The 3,566-nt window shown below is 68.7% G+C and carries 4 protein-coding genes, 1 tRNA gene and 1 riboswitch; of the genes, 1 reads left to right on the top strand and 4 read right to left on the bottom strand.

What is annotated here, in order from left to right; translation table 11 throughout:
• Positions 1-140: 140 nt before the first annotated feature.
• The 4 genes from ACFDTC_RS17820 to ACFDTC_RS17835 form a co-directional block, all read right to left on the bottom strand.
• Entirely contained in the window at positions 141-680 is a 540-nt protein-coding gene (locus ACFDTC_RS17820) for a GNAT family N-acetyltransferase (RefSeq protein WP_375260218.1), read from the bottom strand.
• Between the two features lie 159 nt (positions 681-839).
• Complete coding sequence (gene rpmA, locus ACFDTC_RS17825) at positions 840-1,109, bottom strand: 50S ribosomal protein L27 (RefSeq protein ID WP_375260219.1); 270 nt, start codon at positions 1,107-1,109, stop codon at positions 840-842.
• Between the two features lie 12 nt (positions 1,110-1,121).
• A complete protein-coding gene (locus ACFDTC_RS17830) occupies positions 1,122-1,745 on the bottom strand; it encodes a 50S ribosomal protein L21 (RefSeq protein ID WP_375260220.1) in 624 nt (207 codons plus the stop codon).
• Positions 1,746-2,044: 299 nt separating this feature from the next.
• A complete protein-coding gene (locus ACFDTC_RS17835; RefSeq protein WP_375260221.1) occupies positions 2,045-2,857 on the bottom strand; it encodes a hypothetical protein in 813 nt (270 codons plus the stop codon).
• Positions 2,858-3,018: 161 nt separating this feature from the next.
• On the opposite strand from ACFDTC_RS17835, the gene ACFDTC_RS17840 reads away from it, so the two are divergent.
• Positions 3,019-3,108: transfer RNA gene (locus ACFDTC_RS17840), tRNA-Ser, on the top strand.
• 243 nt (positions 3,109-3,351) lie between these two features.
• Positions 3,352-3,452: riboswitch (TPP riboswitch) on the top strand.
• Positions 3,453-3,566: the final 114 nt, after the last annotated feature.

A 3,566-nucleotide genomic window follows, 5' to 3' on the forward strand; every position in this document is an offset into this window, starting at 1 on the left:
CTGCGCACGTGGCGCGGTTTAGCCGCGAACGGGCGGCCGCGCAACGGCGCCCGCCCCCTTCGCATTGGCAAAAATACTTTGGCGCGCACTGGCCCCGAGCGGGTCAGCAGGGGCAGACCCCCGTGTCGTGACGTCGGACCTCAGCCCAGCTTGCGCAGGTAGGTCCAGGTCGGCACCGTCGCCTGGCGCGAGACGCTGAACGCCTCGGCGTCGCCGATGTAGTCGAAGCCGCAATGCACCAGCACCCGCGCCGAGGCGGGGTTGTCCTGGAAGACGCTGGCGAACAGCGTGCACGAGCCCAGCGGGTTCGCCTCGATCATCGCCATCACCGCCTCGGACGCGAGGCCGGTGTTCCACGCCGGCGGCGCGACCCAGTAGCCGATCTCGGCCTGGCCGTGATCCATCGGCGTCAGCGCGATCGTGCCCAGCAGTTCGTCGCCGCCGATCTTGGTGGCGTCCATCGCCCAGACGCTGTCGACGCGATCGGCCCGCAGGCTGCGCGCGACGAACGCCTCGGACGCGCCGGGCGGCAACGGGTGCGGGATCGACCGCGTCATCCGCGCCACGCGCTCGTCCCCCGCGTAGAGGTCCAGCAGACCGATATCCGACCGCCGCAGCGGCCGCAGGTCGAACCGCTCGGTCGCGACGACCGGCTGGTCCTGAACGATCCCGAGACCCATGTGCACTCTCCTCCTGGTGCGGCGGGGTCGGCCGCGCGCGGCACAAGCCCGGCGCCTTGGCCACCACCGATGTGGGTATGTCGTCCGCGACCACCATCAAAACCGAAGGGGACCGGCGTTCCGCCGATCCCCTCGTGACGTGTCGCGGATTGTCGGCGCTTATTCTGCGGCTTCGGCCATCGGCAGCACGGAAATGAAGGTGCGACCCTTCAGACCCTTGTGGAAGGTCACGGCGCCCTGCTCGGTCGCGAAGATGGTGTGATCCTTGCCCATGCCGACGCCTTCGCCCGGCCAGAACTTGGTGCCGCGCTGGCGCACGATGATGTTGCCCGGCGTGGCCGCCTGGCCGCCGTACAGCTTGACGCCCAGTCGGCGCCCGGCCGAGTCGCGTCCGTTGCGGGAGGAACCGCCTGCTTTCTTATGTGCCATTGGTCTTTCTCCTTAGCCTTTGGCCAGCTCGTTGGCCTGCTCGACCCACTCGGGCTTGACCTTGGTCGCCTCGAACGTCTCGGGGTCGACCTTGGCAAGCTCGGCGTAGGTGGTGATGCCGGCTTCGTTGAGTTTCTTGGCGGCGGCGGGACCGACACCGGTGATCTTCGTCAGGTCGTCGCCCTCGGACGCGGCCGCCTTGGGGGCGGCTGCCTTCGGAGCCGCGGCCTTCTTCGGTGCCTCGGCCTTCGCAGCCGGAGCGGCCGAGCCACCCTTGACCGAACCGGCACCGATGGCGGCCTTGACGCCGCTCTTGTCGGCACCCTCGGCGAGGATCTCGGTCACGCGGATCAGCGTCAGCGACTGGCGGTGGCCCTTCGTGCGCTGCGAGCCGTGCTTGCGGCGGCGCTTGACGAAGTGGATCAGCTTCTCGCCGCGGATCTGGTCGATCACCTCGGCCTGGACGGCCGCGCCGGCCACCGTGGGTGCGCCCAGAACGGTCTTGTCGCCGCCCAGCATCAGGACGTCGTTGAACTGGATGGTCTCGCCTGCGTCTGCGGCCAGCTTCTCGATCCGGAGCGTGTCGCCCTGCTGGACCTTGTACTGCTTGCCGCCGGTTTTCATCACCGCGAACATTGCGTGTCTTTCCTTCTCTCTTCTCGCGTTCTTCGGCCCCTGCCCCGGCAGGTGTCGTGGCCGGCTGTCCCGGCCGCCTGGAACGGCGCGCCCCGTCGGGGCGATGGTGATGGCCCTTGGGTGGACCTGGTTGTGTGACCCGTCGGGGCCGTGTTCGGTGCCCCTGTCGGGGCGGCGCGGCTGCCCGGCCGGGCAGTGCCGCATTACGCGATCGGCGGATGCCCAGGGGCCCCGCGTCTCGTCGCGCGCTTATGCAGGGGGCACCCCGCCTTGTCAAGCAGGCGCCGGGGCGCTCCGGCCTACAATTCCTGCACGCTCATCTGGCGCGCCGCGGCAAGGCCCAGGGCGTACGAGATGTCGTCGTACATGGCGTTGAACGCCTCGAACAGCGCCGCGTTCAGCGCGCGGCCCGCATCGGTTTCGGCAAGGTCGACGTACTCGGCCAGCGCGTCAGCCTCGAGCGGGCGGTAGGCCATCAGCAGGAAGCCGTAGACCCATTCGCGTGTGTCGGCGCGGGTCTCCTCCTCGGTGCTCCAGACCTCGCGCAGGATCTCGTCCTCGCTCATGGCGATGGCGCCGCCGTCGACCAGCCCCGAGTAGAATCGCAGCGACGAGTTCAGCGCGCCGGCCACGTTCGCCTCGACCAGGTCGCCGGCCTCGACGAAACGCTCGATCCGGTCGAGCCGCGTGTCGTCTTCGTCTAGCGCGAGCTCGAGGTACCGCTCGCGCGCGGCCTCCTCGACCGCGTCGTCGATCAGCGCCTCGCGCGCCGCGATCTCGAGCGAGACGATCTCGCGCCCGTCCGCGCCGTCAAAATACGCGATCAGAGGTTCGACCGCATCTTCGTCGATGGCGGCGGTGAAGCGCGCCTCGACCAGCGATTCCATGCGTTCGGTGTCGTAGATCTCCTCGAGCAGGTCGGTCCAGCCGGCGCCCGCGTTGGGCCCCAGCATGTCGGCGCCCAGCTCCTGCCCGTAGGCGAGCCCCTCGAGGCGCATGACCGCCAGCAGGTCATCCAGCCGCAGCAGATCGTAGAGATCGCGCGCGTCCTGCGCACGGGCGGGAAGCGCGGCGCACAGCGCCAGCGCGAGAACGGTGAATCGGACGGACATCGAAGCTCCTGCATGCGACCCGCGAAAGGTAGACCCGCCCCCGGGCATTTCCAAGGCCCCCGGCGCGCCGATCGCACCGCCCGGCACGGACGGCGCGAAAAGGCGCAAATTCGCTGTTGCGCCCCCCGCGCCAAGGCGATACATGCCCGCCAGACCCCCGCGGAGAGGTGCCGGAGTGGTCGAACGGGGCGGTCTCGAAAACCGTTGACCCTTCACGGGGTCCCAGGGTTCGAATCCCTGTCTCTCCGCCACTTACTTGCCAAAGCGCATGTACTGGCACAGTTCGGACCCGTTGCTTCCGGCGTCTGGTCAGGGCGCATCCGGGAAAACCCGGTCGCTTAAACGTGCAAGCGATCCATCGACCGGACCGGCTTGCCGAAGCGACTGACATTGTCGTGCACAGGAGGTCACGGTCGCACAGCCTCCGAAGCTTGGCCCATGTCGATCCTGCTCCACACTGTTGCCGCTCCGATCCGCGCCTGCTAGCGTCGCCTCCGAATCCGTTGGGGTGCCCAATCCAGGGCTGAGAGGCGAAAGCCAACCCATCGAACCTGATCCGGACAATACCGGCGTAGGGAACGGAGCATGATCTGACGCGCCCCTTGGTGGCCGTCCTGTCGTCCTCCCCCTTTTCGTCGGTGGGAGAAGCGACGATGCCGATACCATCCGCCCTGACGATCGCGGGCTCCGACAGCGGGGGCGGCGCGGG

The organism is Citreimonas sp. (genome assembly GCF_042096055.1).
Classification (GTDB): domain Bacteria; phylum Pseudomonadota; class Alphaproteobacteria; order Rhodobacterales; family Rhodobacteraceae; genus Citreimonas.

Excerpts from the sequence above, each read along its gene's own strand:
- ACFDTC_RS17820 (WP_375260218.1), bottom strand. The coding sequence starts at position 680 with ATGGGTCTCGGGATCGTTCAGGACCAGCCGGTCGTCGCGACCGAGCGG.
- rpmA (WP_375260219.1), bottom strand. The coding sequence starts at position 1,109 with ATGGCACATAAGAAAGCAGGCGGTTCCTCCCGCAACGGACGCGACTCG.
- ACFDTC_RS17830 (WP_375260220.1), bottom strand. The coding sequence starts at position 1,745 with ATGTTCGCGGTGATGAAAACCGGCGGCAAGCAGTACAAGGTCCAGCAG.
- ACFDTC_RS17835 (WP_375260221.1), bottom strand. The coding sequence starts at position 2,857 with ATGTCCGTCCGATTCACCGTTCTCGCGCTGGCGCTGTGCGCCGCGCTT.